Source organism: Oceanicola granulosus HTCC2516 (assembly GCF_000153305.1).
In the GTDB taxonomy this organism is placed as follows: domain Bacteria; phylum Pseudomonadota; class Alphaproteobacteria; order Rhodobacterales; family Rhodobacteraceae; genus Oceanicola; species Oceanicola granulosus.
This window is the reverse complement of record NZ_CH724111.1, coordinates 99,414-116,018: the sequence shown is the minus strand read 5'-3', so window position 1 is coordinate 116,018 and position 16,605 is coordinate 99,414. Positions and strand designations below refer to the sequence as shown.

Annotated in this window: 15 protein-coding genes; 8 read left to right on the top strand and 7 right to left on the bottom strand. The window is 71.1% G+C overall.

Annotated features, from left to right (window positions below; all coding sequences use genetic code 11):
* Positions 1-48: 48 nt before the first annotated feature.
* Genes OG2516_RS18485 through OG2516_RS18470 form a run of 4 tightly spaced genes read left to right on the top strand, consistent with a single transcriptional unit; the run spans position 49 to position 3,860 of the window.
* Positions 49-942, top strand: a complete 894-nt coding sequence (locus OG2516_RS18485; protein WP_007257231.1) for a carbohydrate ABC transporter permease — start codon at positions 49-51, stop codon at positions 940-942.
* The gene (locus OG2516_RS18480) at positions 939-1,826 is read left to right on the top strand and encodes a carbohydrate ABC transporter permease (RefSeq protein WP_007257230.1); all 888 of its coding nucleotides are present in this window, start codon (positions 939-941) and stop codon (positions 1,824-1,826) included. The genes OG2516_RS18485 and OG2516_RS18480 overlap by 4 nt, the downstream gene beginning before the upstream one ends.
* A 37-nt stretch (positions 1,827-1,863) precedes the next feature.
* Positions 1,864-2,742, top strand: coding sequence for a helix-turn-helix domain-containing protein (locus tag OG2516_RS19205; RefSeq protein ID WP_007257229.1), 879 nt, complete (start codon positions 1,864-1,866; stop codon positions 2,740-2,742).
* The gene (locus tag OG2516_RS18470; RefSeq protein WP_007257228.1) at positions 2,739-3,860 is read left to right on the top strand and encodes an ABC transporter ATP-binding protein; all 1,122 of its coding nucleotides are present in this window, start codon (positions 2,739-2,741) and stop codon (positions 3,858-3,860) included. The genes OG2516_RS19205 and OG2516_RS18470 overlap by 4 nt, the downstream gene beginning before the upstream one ends.
* Here the strand turns inward: OG2516_RS18470 and OG2516_RS18465 are convergent.
* Both OG2516_RS18465 and OG2516_RS18460 read right to left on the bottom strand, forming a co-directional pair.
* Entirely contained in the window at positions 3,857-4,441 is a 585-nt protein-coding gene (locus OG2516_RS18465; protein ID WP_007257227.1) for a UbiX family flavin prenyltransferase, read from the bottom strand. The two genes, OG2516_RS18470 and OG2516_RS18465, sit on opposite strands and share 4 nt — an antisense overlap.
* The gene (locus OG2516_RS18460; protein WP_007257226.1) at positions 4,438-6,726 is read right to left on the bottom strand and encodes a xanthine dehydrogenase family protein molybdopterin-binding subunit; all 2,289 of its coding nucleotides are present in this window, start codon (positions 6,724-6,726) and stop codon (positions 4,438-4,440) included. Before OG2516_RS18460 ends, OG2516_RS18465 begins: the two co-directional genes overlap by 4 nt.
* 115 nt (positions 6,727-6,841) lie before the next feature.
* Between OG2516_RS18460 and OG2516_RS18455 the strand changes: the two genes are divergently transcribed.
* Genes OG2516_RS18455 through OG2516_RS18440 form a run of 4 tightly spaced genes read left to right on the top strand, consistent with a single transcriptional unit; the run spans position 6,842 to position 11,520 of the window.
* The gene (locus tag OG2516_RS18455) at positions 6,842-9,295 is read left to right on the top strand and encodes a xanthine dehydrogenase family protein molybdopterin-binding subunit (protein ID WP_007257225.1); all 2,454 of its coding nucleotides are present in this window, start codon (positions 6,842-6,844) and stop codon (positions 9,293-9,295) included.
* The gene (locus OG2516_RS18450) at positions 9,292-10,221 is read left to right on the top strand and encodes an ABC transporter substrate-binding protein (protein WP_007257224.1); all 930 of its coding nucleotides are present in this window, start codon (positions 9,292-9,294) and stop codon (positions 10,219-10,221) included. The genes OG2516_RS18455 and OG2516_RS18450 overlap by 4 nt, the downstream gene beginning before the upstream one ends.
* Positions 10,218-10,697 carry a (2Fe-2S)-binding protein gene (locus OG2516_RS18445; protein ID WP_007257223.1) on the top strand — a complete coding sequence of 160 codons (480 nt, stop codon included), beginning with the start codon at positions 10,218-10,220 and terminating at the stop codon, positions 10,695-10,697. Before OG2516_RS18450 ends, OG2516_RS18445 begins: the two co-directional genes overlap by 4 nt.
* 7 nt (positions 10,698-10,704) lie before the next feature.
* Entirely contained in the window at positions 10,705-11,520 is an 816-nt protein-coding gene (locus tag OG2516_RS18440; protein WP_040616441.1) for an FAD binding domain-containing protein, read from the top strand.
* 1 nt (position 11,521) lies between these two features.
* Here the strand turns inward: OG2516_RS18440 and OG2516_RS18435 are convergent, their stop codons facing one another.
* From OG2516_RS18435 to OG2516_RS18415, 5 genes are all read right to left on the bottom strand, one after another.
* The gene (locus tag OG2516_RS18435; RefSeq protein ID WP_007257221.1) at positions 11,522-12,007 is read right to left on the bottom strand and encodes a TIGR02444 family protein; all 486 of its coding nucleotides are present in this window, start codon (positions 12,005-12,007) and stop codon (positions 11,522-11,524) included.
* Complete coding sequence (locus OG2516_RS18430) at positions 11,997-12,695, bottom strand: GntR family transcriptional regulator (protein ID WP_007257220.1); 699 nt, start codon at positions 12,693-12,695, stop codon at positions 11,997-11,999. Before OG2516_RS18430 ends, OG2516_RS18435 begins: the two co-directional genes overlap by 11 nt.
* Positions 12,696-12,717: 22 nt before the next feature.
* Positions 12,718-13,752 (bottom strand): AbrB family transcriptional regulator, encoded by a 1,035-nt coding sequence (locus tag OG2516_RS18425; RefSeq protein ID WP_156799451.1) that lies wholly within the window; start codon positions 13,750-13,752, stop codon positions 12,718-12,720.
* 55 nt (positions 13,753-13,807) lie between these two features.
* Positions 13,808-15,439 (bottom strand): UbiD family decarboxylase, encoded by a 1,632-nt coding sequence (locus OG2516_RS18420; protein WP_007257218.1) that lies wholly within the window; start codon positions 15,437-15,439, stop codon positions 13,808-13,810.
* A 106-nt stretch (positions 15,440-15,545) separates the two neighbouring features.
* Positions 15,546-16,595, bottom strand: a complete 1,050-nt coding sequence (locus OG2516_RS18415; protein ID WP_007257217.1) for a Bug family tripartite tricarboxylate transporter substrate binding protein — start codon at positions 16,593-16,595, stop codon at positions 15,546-15,548.
* Positions 16,596-16,605 lie beyond the last annotated feature (10 nt).

Sequence of the window (16,605 nt, the reverse complement as noted above, 5' to 3'; positions counted from 1 at the left end):
GCGGCCCCGCTGCCGCCGGACCGCACGTCGCACGCAGCAGAGGAAGTCATGGCCACTCTCCGCACCCGCGAAATCCGCGCCGGCTACCTCTTCATCCTGCCGGCCTACGCGCTCTACCTCGCCTTCCTGCTGATCCCCCTGATCGCGGCGATGGGCCTGTCCTTCGCGCAGATGGACCGGCTGAGCTGGACGATCGACTGGGTCGGCGGCGAGAATTTCGACTGGGTCTTCAGCGACCCGCGCTTCTGGACCGCCTTCGGCAACACCTTCTACTTCATCTCGATGTCGGTGATCGGCAATGTCGGGCTTGGCCTCGTCGTCGCCCTCGCGCTCGATCGCGCCATCCCCGGCCCGCTGCTCTACTTCTTCCGGCTCGCCTACTTCCTGCCGGTGCTGGTGTCGCTCGCCTTCGTGTCGTTCATCTGGAAGTTCCTCTACTCCACCGACCTCGGCATCATAAACTACTACCTGCGCCAGCTCGGCATCCCCAACGTCCCGTGGCTGACCAGTTCGTCGATGGCGATGATCTCGGTCATCATCATGGACGTGTGGAAGAACATGGGCTTCTTCGTCATCATCTTCCTCGCCGCGCTGCAGGGCGTGCCGCGCAACCTGATCGAGGCGGCCGCCATCGACGGCGCACGCCCCTGGGTGGTGCTGACCCGGATCAAGGTGCCCTTCATCGCGCCGGTGATCGTCTTCTGCATCACCTACGCCACCATCGGCGGGTTGCAGGTCTTCGACTCCATCAAGATCCTCACCAATGGCGGCCCCGGCGACGCGACCCGCTCGGTGGTGATGTACATGGTCGGCGAGGCGTTCGACCTCGGCGACCTCGGCACCGGCGCCGCGTCCGCGCTGATCCTGCTCGTCACCATCGGCTTCGTCATCGCCTGCCAGTTCGGCATCGTCGGCTTCATGCGGCGCAGGAGAAAGGCATGACCATGATGACCCACCCCCACGCCGACACGCTCACCGCCCGGTTCTACCGCGCGACGCGGGTCATCCACTGGCGCAACTGGACGGTCATGGTGCTGCTCGGCATCGGCGCGGTGTTCATGCTGCTGCCGTTCATGTGGACGTTCTCCACCAGCCTGCGCCCGATCTCCGAGGCCTACCGGCTGCCGCCGAGCTTCCTGCCCGACCGGCTCGACTTCTCCTCCTACGCCCGCCTGGAGGACGGCCCGATCCCGTTCCTGACCATGTACTGGAACAGCTTCGTCGTCGCGGCGGTGACGACGGTCGTGGTGATCTTCACCAGCGCCATGGCCGCCTTCGCCTTCTCCCGCCTGCGCTTCCCGGGCTCCAACGTGTTGTTCGCCTCGATGCTGGTCGGCCTGATGGTGCCGCCGGCGCTGGTGCTGATCCCGCTGTTCTTCGGCATGGCGGCGGTCGGGCTGATCGACACGCTCTGGTCGCTGATCCTGCCGGCGCTGGCCAACCCGCTCGCGGTGCTGATGATGCGCGAGTTCATGCGCAGCCAGCCGCGCGAGTACGAGGAGAGCGCCTTCGTCGACGGCGCGAGCTACTGGACGATCTTCTGGCGCATCTCGCTGCCCCAGATGGGCCCGCCCATCGCGGCGCTGTCGATCATCGTCTTCACGACGAGCTGGAACAACTTCCTGCTGCCGCTGGTCTTCGTGCGCTCCTTCGAGGCGATGACCCTGCCGGTCGGCATCCTGTCGCTGTTCGGCAGCTACGGGGCCGAGGAGCTCTCGGTGATCCTCGCCGCGGTCACGCTTTCCATCCTGCCCCTGCTGGTGGTGTTCCTGATCGCCCAGCGGTTCATCGTCGAGAGCATCGCCAGCACCGGGGTGAAGAAATGACAGTAGAGAGAATTGCCCAATGCTAGGCTCGCAGGCTGTGCAGCATACCGCGTCCATTGCCGGCTTCGAGATCGGCGTGCCGGAGGTGGAGCGCTTCGGCTATGCCCAGTTCGCCACCGCCGTCGCCACGTCCGACAACTGGGCCCACCACGAGGGCGCCGAGCTGGTCTACATGCTCGACGGCGACGCCTGCTGGGAGCTCGACGACAACCTGCTCGTGCCGCTCAGCACCGGCCAGTGCGCGCTCTTCCCGGCGGGGCTCAAGCACCGGATCACCAACGGCGTCTACCCGCCGTCGAGCTCGTTCTGGCTGGTGATGAGCAATCACAAGAACACCGGTCGCGCGGGCATGCTCACCGACAGCAACCGGATGCTCTTCGACACCGCCCTCGGCCGCCACGGCCTGACCCGGCCGATCTCCGAACAGGGCCTCGCGAGCATCCAGGCGCTGATCCGGCTGATGAAGGACAAGCGCCTCTATTCCGGCGCGCCGCTCCTCGTCTCCGAGCTGCGCGCCCACCTCTACCTGATCATGGTCGAGACCTGGAAGGTGCACGACCGCAGCCCCGCCACCACCGAACCCGACCCCATCGTGCAGAAGGTCCTCGACATGATCCACGGCGAAACCGAAACCTGGCCGCAGATCGGCGCGCTCGCCGAGACCGTGGGCTGCACGCGGGGCCACCTGCACGCCATCTTCCGGCGCGACATCGGCATGTCGCCCAGCGACTACGTCCAGCGCCACCGCATCCGGCAGGCCTGCGAGTGCCTGCGCAGCGGCTCCGACACCGTCACCGACGTCGCCCACACCCTCGGCTTCGCCAGCTCGCAGCACTTCGCGCGCACCTTCCGCAAGTACCTCGGCCTCACCCCCTCCGACTACCGCAACCAGCGCAGCCACAGGTCCGCGATATGACCCATCTCGAACTCAGGAACATCACCAAGGCCTTCGGCGGCTTCGAAGTCATCCGCGGCGTCGATCTCGCGGTGAACAAGGGCGAGTTCCTCGTCTTCGTCGGACCCTCCGGCTGCGGCAAGTCGACGATGCTGCGCATGATCGCCGGGCTCGAGACGATCACCGGCGGCCAGCTCGTCATCGACGGCGCGGTGATGAACGACGAGGCCCCGGTGAAGCGCGGCGTCGCGATGGTGTTCCAGTCCTACGCGCTCTACCCCAACATGTCGGTGCGCCAGAACCTCGCCTTCGGTCTGGAGCAGGCGCGCATGCCCAAGCCCGAGATCCGCGAGCGGGTCGAGGCCGCGGCCGAGACGCTCAAGATCACGCCCCTGCTCGACCGCCGCCCGGGGGCGCTCTCCGGCGGACAGAGCCAGCGCGTCGCCATCGGCCGCGCCATCGTGCGCGACCCCGACCTGTTCCTGTTCGACGAGCCCCTGTCCAACCTCGACGCCGAGCTGCGCGTCCACATGCGCGTCGAGCTCAAGGCGCTTCACGCCCGGCTCGGGCGCACCATGATCTACGTCACCCACGACCAGACCGAGGCGATGACGATGGCCGACCGGATCGTCGTCTTCCGCGACGGCCAGATCGAGCAGATCGGCTCGCCCCTCGAGCTCTACAATTCCCCCGTCAACCGCTTCGTCGCCGGCTTCATCGGCTCGCCGCAGATGAACTTCCTCCCCCTGCACCGCAACGCCCGTGGGCGCCTGCAGGTCGATGGCGGCGCCGAGCTCGACCTCGACCCTCCCGCCAGCGGCGACGCGATCCTCGGCCTGCGCCCCGAGCTGGCCGAGCTGTGCGAGCCGGGCGCCGGCTTCCTCGACGGCCGCATCCTCACCGTCGAGCATCTCGGCGGAGAGTCCTTCATCCACCTGCAGCCCGCCGACCACGGCGCCGAGCCCCTCGTCATCAAGGTCATCGGCCAGACCACCGCCCGGGCCGGCGACCTCGCCGGCGTCACCGCACCGATGCACCAGGTCTACCTGTTCGATGCCGCCACCGACCGCTGCCTGATGTCCCCGACCCAGCCGTCGCCGCTCACCGCCACCCCGCGCCGCCTGGCGAGCGCGCCCTAGCCCTCCGTCCAGCGCCGGACGTGGGGGAGGTGGACGCCGAGCAGGTCGAGCGCGCGGCCCACGGACTGGTCGACCATCTCCTCGAGGCTGCCCGGCTTGCTGTAGAAGGCCGGCACCGGCGGCATGACGATGGCGCCGTTGCGCGTCGCCTGCTCCATCAGCGCGATGTGGCCGGCGTGGAGCGGCGTCTCGCGGAACATCAGCACCAGCCGGCGGCGCTCCTTGAGGCACACGTCGGCGGCGCGCGGGATCAGCTCGCCGGCGTTGCAGGTGGCGATGTTGGACAGCGTCTTGACCGTGCAGGGCGCCACCAGCATCCCCGTCGTCAGGTAGGAGCCCGACGACAGCGCCGCGCCGATGTCGCGGTGGCCGTAGAGCACGTCGGGCAGCGCCTTCATCTCCTCGGCCGACATGTCCACCTCGTCCTGCGCGGTGCGGAAGGCGGAGGGCGAAATGATGGCGTGGGTCTCGATCCCGGGCACCTCCCGCAGGATCTGCAGCGCGCGGATGCCGTAGATCACCCCGGAGGCCCCGGTGATGGCGACGATGAGCCGCTGTCTGCCTACGCCGCCTGCGCTCACTGTTCCGCCTCCCGCAGCCGCGCCCAGACCCGCGCGGGGGTGGCCGGCATGTCCATGTGCGCGATCCCCCGCCCCGAGAGCGCGTCGACCACCGCGTTGATGCAGGCGGCGAGCGCGCCCACCGTCCCGGCCTCGCCCGCGCCCTTCGCGCCGAGCGGGTTCGCCGCGGTCGGGACGGGGTGGCTCAGCACCGCGATCCCGGGAATGTCGTCGAACCGCGGCAGAGCGTAGTCCATGAAGCTCGCGCTCAGCAACTGGCCCGTCTCGGCGTCGAAGCTCACGTCCTCCATCACCGCCTGCCCGATCCCCTGCGCCACGCCGCCCGCGATCTGCCCCTTCACGAGCAGCGGGTTGACCACCGTGCCCACGTCGTCGACCACCGTGTAGCGCTCCACCCGCACCCGCCCCGTCTCGGGATCGACCGCCACCTCGCAGACGTGGCACCCGTTGGGGAAGGTCGCGCCGTCCGCGCCCACATGCGCCTGCGTCTCGACCCGCACCTTGCCGTGCGCCATCGCCTCGAGGAAGCTCGCCGACCGCCCGTCCGGCGCGTGGAACGCCGCGCCCTCGAATACCAGCGCCGCCTCCCCCACCCCGAGCATCTCCGCCGCCACCGGCCGGGTGCGCGCGATGGCGTCGTCCATCGCCTGCCACAGTGCCGTCCCCGCCGCCGTCAGGCTGCGCGAGCCGAACGTCCCGGTCCCCTTGGCCACGGCCCCGGTATCGCCCGCGACGACCTCGATTGCCGCCGCCTCGATCCCCAGCCTGTCGCACACCACCTGCCGGAACGCCGTCTCGTGCCCCTGCCCCGAGCTGCAGGTGCCCACGACGAGGCGCGCGCTGCCCTGCGCGCCGACCGACAGCTCGGCGTATTCCTTGTGCGGCGCCTTCACCGGCCCGCCCGCGATCTCGATGGGCAGGCTCAGCCCGATGCCGCGCAGCTGCCCCGCCACCTCGGCCTCGGCGCGCCGCGCGGCGAAGCCGTCCCAGTCCGCCGCCGCCAGCGCCTCGTCGAGCACGCCCTCGAAATCGCCGCTGTCGTAGACCCAGCCGAGCGGCGTCGCGTGGGGCAGGTCGTCCGCCGGGATCAGGTTGCGCCGCCGCAGCGCGACCCGGCCCTGCCCGGTCTCGGCGGCGGCGATGTCGAGGATGCGCTCGATCATGTAGGTCGCTTCGGGCCGCCCCGCGCCGCGATAGGGCGCGACGTGCTGGCAGTTGGTGAACACCCCGTCCACCACCGCCCGGATCGCCGGCGTGCCGTAGACCCCGGCCAGCCCCGCGAGGTTGGCCACCGGCGGATGCGTCGTCGCCGGCCCCATGCAGGCCCCGAGCCCGGCCGTCACGTGCACGTCGAGCGCGAGGATGCGGAAGTCGGCGTCGAGCGCGAGCGCCACGTCGGCCCACTGGTCGCGCGCGTGGGCGTCCGACATGAACGACTCCGTCCGCGTCGCCTGCCAGGCCACGCTCCGCCCCGTGCGCCGGGCGGCCCAGAGCGCGAGCGCGTACTCCACGTAGCCCGCATTCTTCATCCCGAACGAGCCGCCCGTGTCGCGCGCCACGACGCGGATGTCGCCGGGCGTCACCCCGAGGATCGGCGCCAGGTCGGAGGCGACCCGGTGCGGCGTCTGGCTGCCGACCTCGAGCCGGTAGCCCGTGGTCGCGTCATGCTCCGCCACCAGCGCCCGCGGCTCCAGCGCCACCGCCGTCACCCGGTTGATCCGCATCCGCGCCCGCGTCACGTGCGCCGCCTCCGCGAACGCCCGCGCCACCGCCGCGCCGTCTCCCTTCTCGACGTGGAAGCACCGGTTGTCGGGCAGGTCCGGCCACACCCTCGGCGCATCCTCTGCCAGCGCCGCCAGCGGATCGACCACCGCCGCGCGGTCCTCGTACTCGAGCAGCACCGCCTCGGCGGCGTCCTCCGCCGCCGCCCGCGTCTCGGCCAGCACCACCGCGACGGGGTGGCCGACATACTGGAGCAGGTCCGTCGCCAGCGGCCGCACGTCGGGGACGGCCATGTCGCCGCCGTCCGGCCCCGGATGGCTCAGGCGCGGCACGACGGCCCCGAGCCCGTCCTCCGCCTGCTCCCGCGCCGTCAGCACCGCGACGACGCCCGGCATCTCCCGCGCGTCCCCGGCGTCCACCTCCGTCAGCCGCGCGGCGGCGACGGGCGAGCGCACCACCACCATCTGGAGCTCCGCCCCGGGCCGGTCCGCCGCGTAGGCACCCTCTCCCTTGAGGAAGCGGTCGTCCTCGACGCGCACCTGCGACCGGCCGATTTTCCACATGATGGCGTGCTCCTCCGGGGCGGATTCTGCAACGGACGGCAATCGACCGCTTGCCAATCATACTGTCATACATTACTACATACGGCAATAGGATCAGCGCGCGGACACCCGAGGCATGAGCGAGCACGACAGCGGCACAGACAGAGACGCGGACGCCGCGCCCGCCGCCGCTGGCCCCTGCACCGAGCTCCCCGAGGGCTGGGCCTACGACGCCGAGGCCTCCGGCATCGGCGTGCTGCCGGTCGACATGTTCCGCAGCATCGGCAAGCCGGTGAAGCGCCGCGAGGATCGCCGCCTCGTCACCGGCAAGGGCCGCTTCACCGACGACTTCTCCGTCGCCGGCCAGCTCTACGCCGCAATGGTCCGCTCGCCCTACCCGCACGCCCGCATCCGCGCGATCGACACGGCGGCCGCGCAGGAGGCCCCGGGCGTGCTCGCGGTGCTCACCGGGCAGGACGCGCTCGATGACGGCCTCGGCCCGATCCCGCACAACCCGGTCCCCTCCACCCGCTTCGACGTGAAGCTGCGCGCGCCCGATGGCGCGATGCCCTTCATCGGCCCCCACCTGCTGCTGCCCGTCGACAAGGCCCGCCACGTCGGCGAGGCCGTCGCGATGGTCGTCGCCGAGAGCCGCGCCGCCGCCGAGGACGCCGCCGAGCTGGTCGAGGTCGACTGGGAGGAGCTGCCCCACGTCGCCGACAGCCTCGACGCGATGGCGCCCGGCGCGCCGCAGGTCTGGGACGAGGTCCCCGGCAACGCCTTCGTCGACAGCGCCTTCGGCGACGAGGCCGCCGTCGACGCCGCCTTCGCCGAGGCCGCCCACGTCGCCAGCGCGAAGTTCCACGTCAACCGCGTCACCGCCGTCACCATGGAGCCGCGCGCCGCGCTGGCCGATTACGATCCCGAGACCGGCCGCTCGACCCTCTACGCCGGCAGCGGCGGGGCGGTGCGCCAGAAGCGCGAGCTCGCCGAGACCCTCGGCCTCGACCCGGCCGACCTGCGCGTGCTGTCCCACGATGTCGGCGGCAACTTCGGCGCGAGGAACAGGGTCTACGTCGAGTTCGGCCTCGTCCTCTGGGCCTCCCGCCGCCTGCAGCGCCCGGTCAAGTTCACCGCCACCCGCTCCGAGTCGTTCCTGACCGACTACCAGGGCCGCGACCTGAACACCCACGTCCAGCTCGCCCTCGACGCCGACGGCCGCTTCCTCGCCATGAAAGCCGACAACGTCTCCAACGTCGGCGCGCGCTGCGTCTCGCTGTCGCCGCTGTCGAAGGGCTCGGGCCTGATCACCGGCTCCTACCACATCCCCCACGCCCACCTGCGCGCACGCGCGGTGTTCACCAACACCATGTGCACCCAGGCCTACCGCAGCTCCGGCCGGCCCGAGGTCACCTACGCCATCGAGCGCCTCGTCGACATCGCCGCCGAGGAGATGGGCCTCGACAAGATCGAGCTGCGCCGCCGCAACCTCGTTGCGCCCACCGACATGCCCTACCGCACCGCGATGGGCTCGATCTACGACAGCGGCGAGTACGAGGCCAACATGGACCGCGCCATGGCGCTGTTCGAGTGGGACGCCATCCCCGCCCGCCACGCCGACGCCGAGGCGCGCGGCAAGCGGCTCGGGGTGGGGCTCGCGAACTACGTCGAGAGCTCCATCGGCACCCCGAAGGAGCGCGCCGAGATCACCGTCGCGCCCGGCGGGCAGGTCGAGGTCGTCATCGGCACCCAGCCCTCGGGCCAGGGCCACGAGACCTCCTTCGCCCAGGTCGTCGCCGACATGCTCCAGACCCCGGTCGAGCGGGTCCGCATCGTGCTCGGCGACACCGACAAGGTCAGCCTCGGTGGCGGCACCCATTCGGGTCGCTCCATGCGCCACGCCGGCACCGTCATGGCGATGGCCTCCGCCGACCTGCTGCGCAAGGCCCGCACCCTCGCCGCCGACCGGCTCGGCTTCCCGCCCGAGGAGCTCGACTTCACCGACGGCGCCTTCTCCCACCGCGACAGCAACCAGACCGTCACCCTCGCCGAGCTCGCCACCGCCGACGCGCCCCTCTTCGCCGCGCGCACCAACGAGATGCACGCCCCGGTCTTCCCCAACGGCACCGCGATCTGCGAGGTGGAGATCGACCCGGACACCTGCCGGATCGAGATCACCCGCTACGCCTCCATCGACGACGTCGGGCGCTGCATCAACCCGATGATCGTCCACGGCCAGAGCCACGGCGGCATCGCCCAGGGCGTCGGCCAGGCGATGTGGGAGAACTGCCCGATCGACGCCGAGTCCGGCCAGCCGCTGGCCGGCTCGCTGATGGATTACGGCATGCCCCGCGCCGACAACGTCCCCTTCTACGACGTCGGCATCTCCGAGGTGCTCTCGCCCACCAACCCGTTCGGCGTGAAGGCCGGCGGCGAGGGCGGCACCACCCCGGCGCTCGCCACCGTGACCCTCGCCGTCCTCGACGCGCTGCGCCCGCTCGGGGTGCGCGACATCTCCATGCCGGTCACGCCCGAGCGGCTGTGGCAGGCGCTCCACGCCGCTCCCCAAGCCACGGAGTCCCGCACATGAAGACCCGCGTCATCGCCTTCCCCGGCGCCCCCAACCTGCCGATCTTCGCGGCGCTCGAGGAGGGCCTCTTCGACGCCGAGGCCGTCGCCGTCGAGATCGAGCTGACGCCGTCGTCGATCTATCAGGCCGAGCAGGTCGCCGCCGGCGCCTTCGACGTGGCGATGACCGCCTTCGACAACGTCGTCGCCTATTCCGAGGGCCAGGGCGCGGCCGGGCCGGGGGTCGATCCCGCCTACGTCGTCACCCTGGGCGCCACCCAGCTCGAACTGAGCCTGATCGTCGCCCCCGACATCGAGACCTTCGACCAGCTCCGGGGCCGCACCATCGCGCTCGACGCCAAGGACACCGGCTTCGCCTTCGTGCTGACCGAGATGCTCCAGCGCGCCGGCCTGTCGCGCGCCGACACCGAGTACGTCGCCGTCGGCGCGACGCCCCAGCGCTGGCAGTCGGTGCAGGCGGGCGCGCATGCGGGCACCCTGACCATCGAGCCCTTCACCACGCTCGCCACCCGCGCCGGCTTCACCGTGCTGCAGAAGTCGACCGACATCCTGCCCGCCTACCAGGGCGGCGTCATGGCCGCCAACCGCGGCTACCGGCAGGACCACGAGGACGCCCTCGCCGCCTACATGCGCGGCTACCTCGCCGGCCTCGCCTGGGTCCGCGACCCGGCCAACCGCGACGCGGCGGCGGCGCACCTGCAAAAGCACATGCCCGCGATCAAGCCGCAGGCCGTCGGTCCGGTGATGGCCAGCCTGCTCGACCCGAAATCCGGCCTCACCCCCGGCGGCGACATCCTGCCCGACGGCATGGATTGCGTGCTCGACCTGCGCAGCCGCCACGGCTTCGGCGGCCGGACCCTGACCGACCACCGCAAGTACCTCGACCTGTCCCTGCTCGAGGCGATCCGGAAGGAGACCGGCGGATGAGCGACGTCACCATCAACGTCAACGGCACCGACCGGAGCGCGACCGTCGAGGACCGCACCCTGCTCGTCGACTTCCTGCGCGAGGCGCTCGGCCTGACCGGCACCCATGTCGGCTGCGACACCTCCCAGTGCGGCGCCTGCACCGTCATCCTCGACGGCAAGGCCGTGAAGAGCTGCACCGTGCTCGCCGTCATGGCCGAGGGGTCGGAGGTGCGCACCATCGAGGGCCTCGCCGAGGGCGACGAGCTGCACCCGGTGCAGGCGGCCTTCTGCAAGCACCACGCGCTCCAGTGCGGCTTCTGCACGCCCGGCATGATCATGGCCGCCGTCAACATCCTCGAGCGCCACGGGCCCGACATCGACGAGGCGCTCGTGCGCCACCAGCTCGAGGGCAACCTCTGCCGCTGCACGGGCTACCACAACATCGTCAAGGCCGTGCTCGACGCCGCGCAGCAGACCAGGATCGCGGCGGAGTAGAGCGATGATGTACGATTTCGCCTACCACCGCGCCCGCACCCTCGACGACGCCCGCGCCGCCTTCCGCGACGCCGACGACGCCGCCTACGTCTCGGGCGGCCACTCGCTGCTGCCGACGATGAAGAACCGCCTCGCCGCGCCCGATCGGCTGGTGCACCTCACCGCGATCCCCGAACTGCGCGGCATCGCCCGCGACGGCGACCGCCTCGTGATCGGCGCCGCCGAGACCCACGCCGGCGTCGCCGCCTCGCCCGTGGTGCAGGAGGCGATCCCCGCCCTCGCCGCGCTCGCCGGCTCCATCGGCGATCCGCAGGTCCGCCATCGTGGCACCATGGGCGGCTCCGTCGCCAACAACGACCCGGCCGCCGACTACCCCTCCGCCGTCCTCGGCCTCGGCGCGACGATCCACACCTCTGAGCGCGAGATCGACGCCGACGACTTCTTCGCCGGCATGTTCACCACCGCGCTCGACGAGGGCGAGATCGTCACCCGCATCGCCTTCCCGGTCCCCGACAGCGCCGGCTACGCCAAGATGCGCAACCCGGCCTCGCGCTACGCCCTCGCCGCCAGCTTCGTCGCCCGCTTCGGCGGCGACGTCCGCGTCGCCATCACCGGCGCGGGCAGCGATGGCGTGTTCCGCTGGCACGAGGCCGAGGAGGCGCTCGCCGCGCGCTTCGAGCCGGGCGCGCTCGACGGCCTCGCGGTCGATCCCGACGGCATGATGTCCGACATGCACGCCAGCGCCGCCTTCCGCGCGCATCTCTGCGCCGTCGGCACCGCGCGGGCGGTCGCCAATCCCGGCCGCCTGACGCTGCTGGCCTGACTCAGGCCGCCTCGGCCGCCGCGACGAGCGGTGCTGTTAGCTCCTCGGGCACGTCCTGGCCGCCGGCATAATGCGCCAGCGCGGCCCCGAGGTTCGCGCGGACCTCCGCCTGCCCCGCCCCGGCCCCGGCGATCCAGCCGGCCAGCACCCGCAACTCGATCTTCTCCGCGTGCAGCTCGGCGCGCTTGATCTCGCCGCGCAGTGCTTCCGTTTCGGCCGACGGCGCCGGGTCCGGCCCCGCCTTCAGCCGCCGCCGCAGCGCCCGCAGCGGCACGACCATCTCCGCCCGCCACGGCCCGGCCGCGGCCTCGAGCGCCGCCATCGCGTCGGCGTCCACCGCCACGCCCCGCCGCGCCGCCCAGAGCACCGCCAGCACCACCGGCACGTCGGCGCCGAACCGGTCCTGCAGCTCCAGGCACGCCGCCGCCACGCCCTCCGTGCCGTAGACCTTCAGCGCGAACTCCCAGAGCTCCGCGTCAGCCGTCATCCGGCGTGTCCTCCACGAACGGCAGCGCCGACTTCGCCGCGTTGCCCACGTGGCTGCGCGCGGCCTCGCGCGCCGCGTCCACGTCGCGCGCCAGCAGCGCCCGCTTCAACGCCCGGATCTCCTCGATCGACTGGTTCTGCCGCTCCTCGCGCACCACCGACTTGCTGCGCAGCTGCGCGGTGCGCAGGGTCAGCCGGTTGAGCAGCTCGTGCGCGATCCGGTTGTTGGCCACGCCGCAGACGAACTCGTAGAACGCCCGCTTGGCGTCCACGATCGCGACGAAGTCGCCGCCCTTGTAGGCGGCGATGATGTTCTCGCAGAGCGCGTCCGCCTGGCTCAGCGCGGCCGCGTCGGCGAGCCCGAGGAACTGCTCGAAGATCAGCGCCTCGATGTCGGCGCGGATGCGGTAGATGTTCTCGGCGTCCCGGCGCGAGATCTTCACCACCGTCAGCCCCCGCGCCCCGAGCTGCGCGACGATCCCCTCCGCCTCCAGCTCGCGCAGCGCCTCGCGCAGCGAAGTCCGGCTCACCCCGAGTTGCTCGCACAGGTCCTTCTCCACGAGCCGGTCGCCCGGTTGCAGGTTGCCCCGCTCGATCGCCCGCCGCATCGACTCGATGATCTTCGCCCGCAGCGGCGCCGCCTGGAACTGGATGGGGGCCAGCCGCACGGCCTTCATATCCTCCGACATCCGCACTGCCCTCCCGTCCGTCTCATTCTCCCGCCCCCCGGCCCCGCCGTCGCAGCACCCCGAACAGCAGCGGCGCCATCAGCACGATGATGCTGATCCTGAACAGGTGGTGACTGGCAACGTAGGCGATATCGGCGTTCATCGCCAATGCCACGAGGCTCATCTCCGCCAGCCCCCCCGGCGAGTAGGCCAGCAGCACCTGCTCCAGCGTCTGCCCGAACAGCCCGTGGAACGCCCCCGCGAACACGAAGGTCACCACCAGCATCAGCACCGTCGCCCCGATGCTCAGCCCGATCGCCCGGCCGATGGCGCGCGGCGCGGCGCCGATGAAGCGGCAGCCGATGATCGTGCCGAGGAACACCTGCGCGACGATCACCAGCTCCTGCGGCGGCGGGCTGTCGGTCAGCCCCGCCAGGTGCACCGCCGCGCTCACGATCATCGGCCCCAGCAGCATCGGCGCCGGCAGCCGCAGCAGCTTGCCGAGGTAGAACCCGACCACCCCCGCCACCAGCAGCACCAGCAGCTCGTGCGCGGGAATGTCGGCGAACGGCGTGCCGAACTGCGAGCGGTCGGTCAGGTCGACCCCCTGGATCAGCCGGAACCACACCGCCACCAGCGCCACCACGACGACGATCCGGCTGGCATGGGCGAGCACGATGGCACGCTCGTCGCCGCCCATCTCCTTGCCCACGATCATCATCTCGTTCAGCCCGCCGGGCATCCCGGCGAAGTAGGCCGTCGGCAGATCGAACCCGCCGACCTTGCGGTAGTAGGGAATGACGACCGCCCCGCTGACGGCGATGTAGACGGCGAGGAACAGGAACGACAGCGCCCACAGCCCGATCTGGTCGACGATGTCCGGCGAGAAGCCCGCCCCCAGCATCACCCCGATCACCGCGACCACGTAGGGCCTCGCCCGCCCCGGCGAGGCGACCGGCAGCCGAACGACCGCCGCCAGCGTGTTGGCGATCATCGGCCCCAGCATCCACGGCAGCGGCAGCGTCGCCCAGTTGAACAGCAGCCCGGCCACCGCGCCGAGGGCGAGCGCGAAGCCCATGTTCGCCAAGCCGCGCCTGCCCTCGCCCGCCATCGCCACCGCCTCACTCTCTACGTCAGTCCTCGATATCGCGCGTCGGCGTCTCGGGCTTCATCCCGCCGCGCTGGCGCGCCTCGGTCACTAGACCGTTGGCCTCCCAATCGCCAGCCACCGCGCGGTCGGCGTAGTCGCTCCACTGCTCCGACCAGTCGCCCAGCTCGTAGCCGTGCCACGGCGGCTGCGGCGTCAGGCGCGGCAGCTGCAGCTCCTCCCAAATCTGGCGCGCGCGGCTCATGTACTTCTCGCGCGGCAGCGCCAGCGGCGGCATGTCGGCCTTCAGCGTCGCGTCGATCATCAGCGTCGAGTCGGCACTGCCGCGCCCCAATTTCGGCCCGTGCCCGCCCGAGCGGTAGGGCGTGACATGCAGGTCCGTCGACAGGTTGGCGCGGTAGGCGATGGACCAGAAGATCGCGTCGGCGTTGTTCGGCTCGATGTCCTCGGACACCGCGATCACCACCTTGCCGCACTGCGCCTGCAGCGCCGCCGCCCCCTGCAACCCGCGCCAGACCTCGGTCTGCGGGGCGGAGCGGTCGAACTGCAGGAAGATGACCTTGCGGATGTTGGTCAGCGGCTCGTGCATGACCACCCGCTTGATGCCCTTCACGTTGAGCACCGTCTTCAGGTGCTCGAAGTAGAGCGGCTCGTAGGCGACCTTCTTGAGCGTCGAGCTCTCGCTCGGCGTGACCTGGCTGACGATGGAGACGAAGACCGGCTTCGCCTTCATGGTGATCGCCGTCACCTGCATCGACATGTTGAAATCCTCGAGCGCCACGTGGCCGTGGCTCTCCCCGAACGGCCCCTCCGGCTCGAGATAGTCGACGGCCACCTCGCCCTCGATCACGATTTCCGCGTCGGCCGGCACCTCGAGATCCACGGTCCTGCATTTCACCGTCCGCACCGGCGCGCCGATCAGGCCGCCGGCGACGGCCATTTCGTCCTGGTCGATGGGCAGCTTCTGCGGCCCCGTGAACAGCACCGCCGGGGCGCAGCCGATGACGATGGCGACGGGCATCTTCTCGCCGCGCGCCTTGTACTTCAGCCAGTGCTGGTAGCCCCCTGCCCCGCCGAGCCGGCTCGCCATGCGCACGCCGAGCCGATCGCGCGCCTTCAGCTGGCCCCGGTAGGTGCCCATGTTGCGGATGCCGTTCTCGGGGTCCTTCGTCACCACCAGCGTCGCCGTCAGGTAGGGCGCGGCGTCGAAGCCGGGCGTCGAGATCGGAACCGGCAGCGCCGCCAGGCCGCCGCCCTCGCGGGTCAGCTCCTCGCCGGTCATCACGACCTCCTGGCACGGCGCCTCCGTCACCACCTCCGGCGGGATCGGCGCCTGCATCGCCTTCACCCACACCGCCCCGATCTCGTCGACCGGCACCCCGAGCCCGGCGGCGTAGATCTCCGGGTTCGCCGCCAGTGCGCCCACGGTGACGGGGATGTCGTACCTGTTGCCCTTGCCGTCGGTGACGTCGGTGAACAGGAACGCCTTGCGGTCCTCGGCCGGGATCCCGCCCTGGAACTGCCAGCGCGCGAGCGGGTGCAGCTCGCTGTCCTTGTCGATGGGGCACGCGATCCGCGTCAGCAGGCCCCGCTCTTCCAGCCGTGCCAGGTGATCCTGCAGATCGATGGGGGCCTTGGTCCTGCGCTCGCTCGTCATCCGTCCCTCGCGGTTGCTGAGGCGCCGCCTCGGATGACCGGGCGGCGCTCGTGTCTTCCTGCTCGACAGTCGACCGGCCGGCGGACGTCCCGCCGGCCGGCCCGGGTCACTGGGCCTCTTCGGCGCTGGACGTGTCGATGGCCGCCCGCACGTTCTCGAGCAGCTCGTCGCTCGCGCCCATGATCTCGGCCATGACCTCTTCCATCTCCTCGCCGGTGGCGGGGTTGATGATCGCCGAGCGCTGCTCGGCGGCGGCGAGGAAGTCCTCGTCGGTGATCATCGCCTGGAACGCCTCGCGCAGGCCCTCGACGATGTACTCCTCGGTGTCGGGATGAACCATCATCGAGCGCCCGATCGGTGCCGAGGCCCCGAGATAGCGCAGCACCGCCTGGTCGTCGGGATCGTCCGTCAGCTCCTGCATCAGCGGCACGTCCTGCAGGTCCGGGTCGCGCTCGAGGCCGGTCTGCACGACGATGTGCAGCGTCCCGTCGCCGAGGTCGGCGGGGTCGGACGCGAACGACGCCCAGTTCTGCGACAGCATGTCGGCCTCGCCGCGCAGCGCCGCGAGCACCGTGGCCTGCGAGCCATCGTAGCCGCAGATCAGCCGCAGGTTCAGCCCAGCGGCGTTCTTCAGCGCCGCCGCCTGCTGCGCGGAGCGCGCGTTGCGGCCGGTGCAGGCGACGATCACCTCGGTGTCGCGCATCTCCTCGGCGCTCGACACCTTGTCGGCGCGCACCGCGAAGGCGGCGTTGGCCGTGGAGAACCGCCCGATGTAGCGGAACTCGGAGGCGTCCCAGTTCGCCGCCTCGGGGCGCAGGTGCTGGATGTGGCCGAGGCTGTCGGGGAAGATGCCCACGGTCAGCCCGTCCGGCTCGGTGTTGTTGAGGAAGAATGCCGCGCCCTTGCGCCCGCCGCCGCCGGGCATGTGCTGCACGATGACGTTCGGGTTGCCGGGGATGTGCTCGCCCATGAACTCCGCCGCGAGCTGCGCGTAGAGGTCGTAGGAGCCGCCGGGCGGGTGGCCGACCATGATCGTCAGCGTCTCGCCCTCGTAGACCTCCTCGAGCGACTGCGCCGCCACGTCCTGCGGCATCCAGGCCACCGCCGCCGCAACGGCGCCGAGCGCGACGGAGCGGCAAATGTTTCCAAGATTCATCTTGATCCTC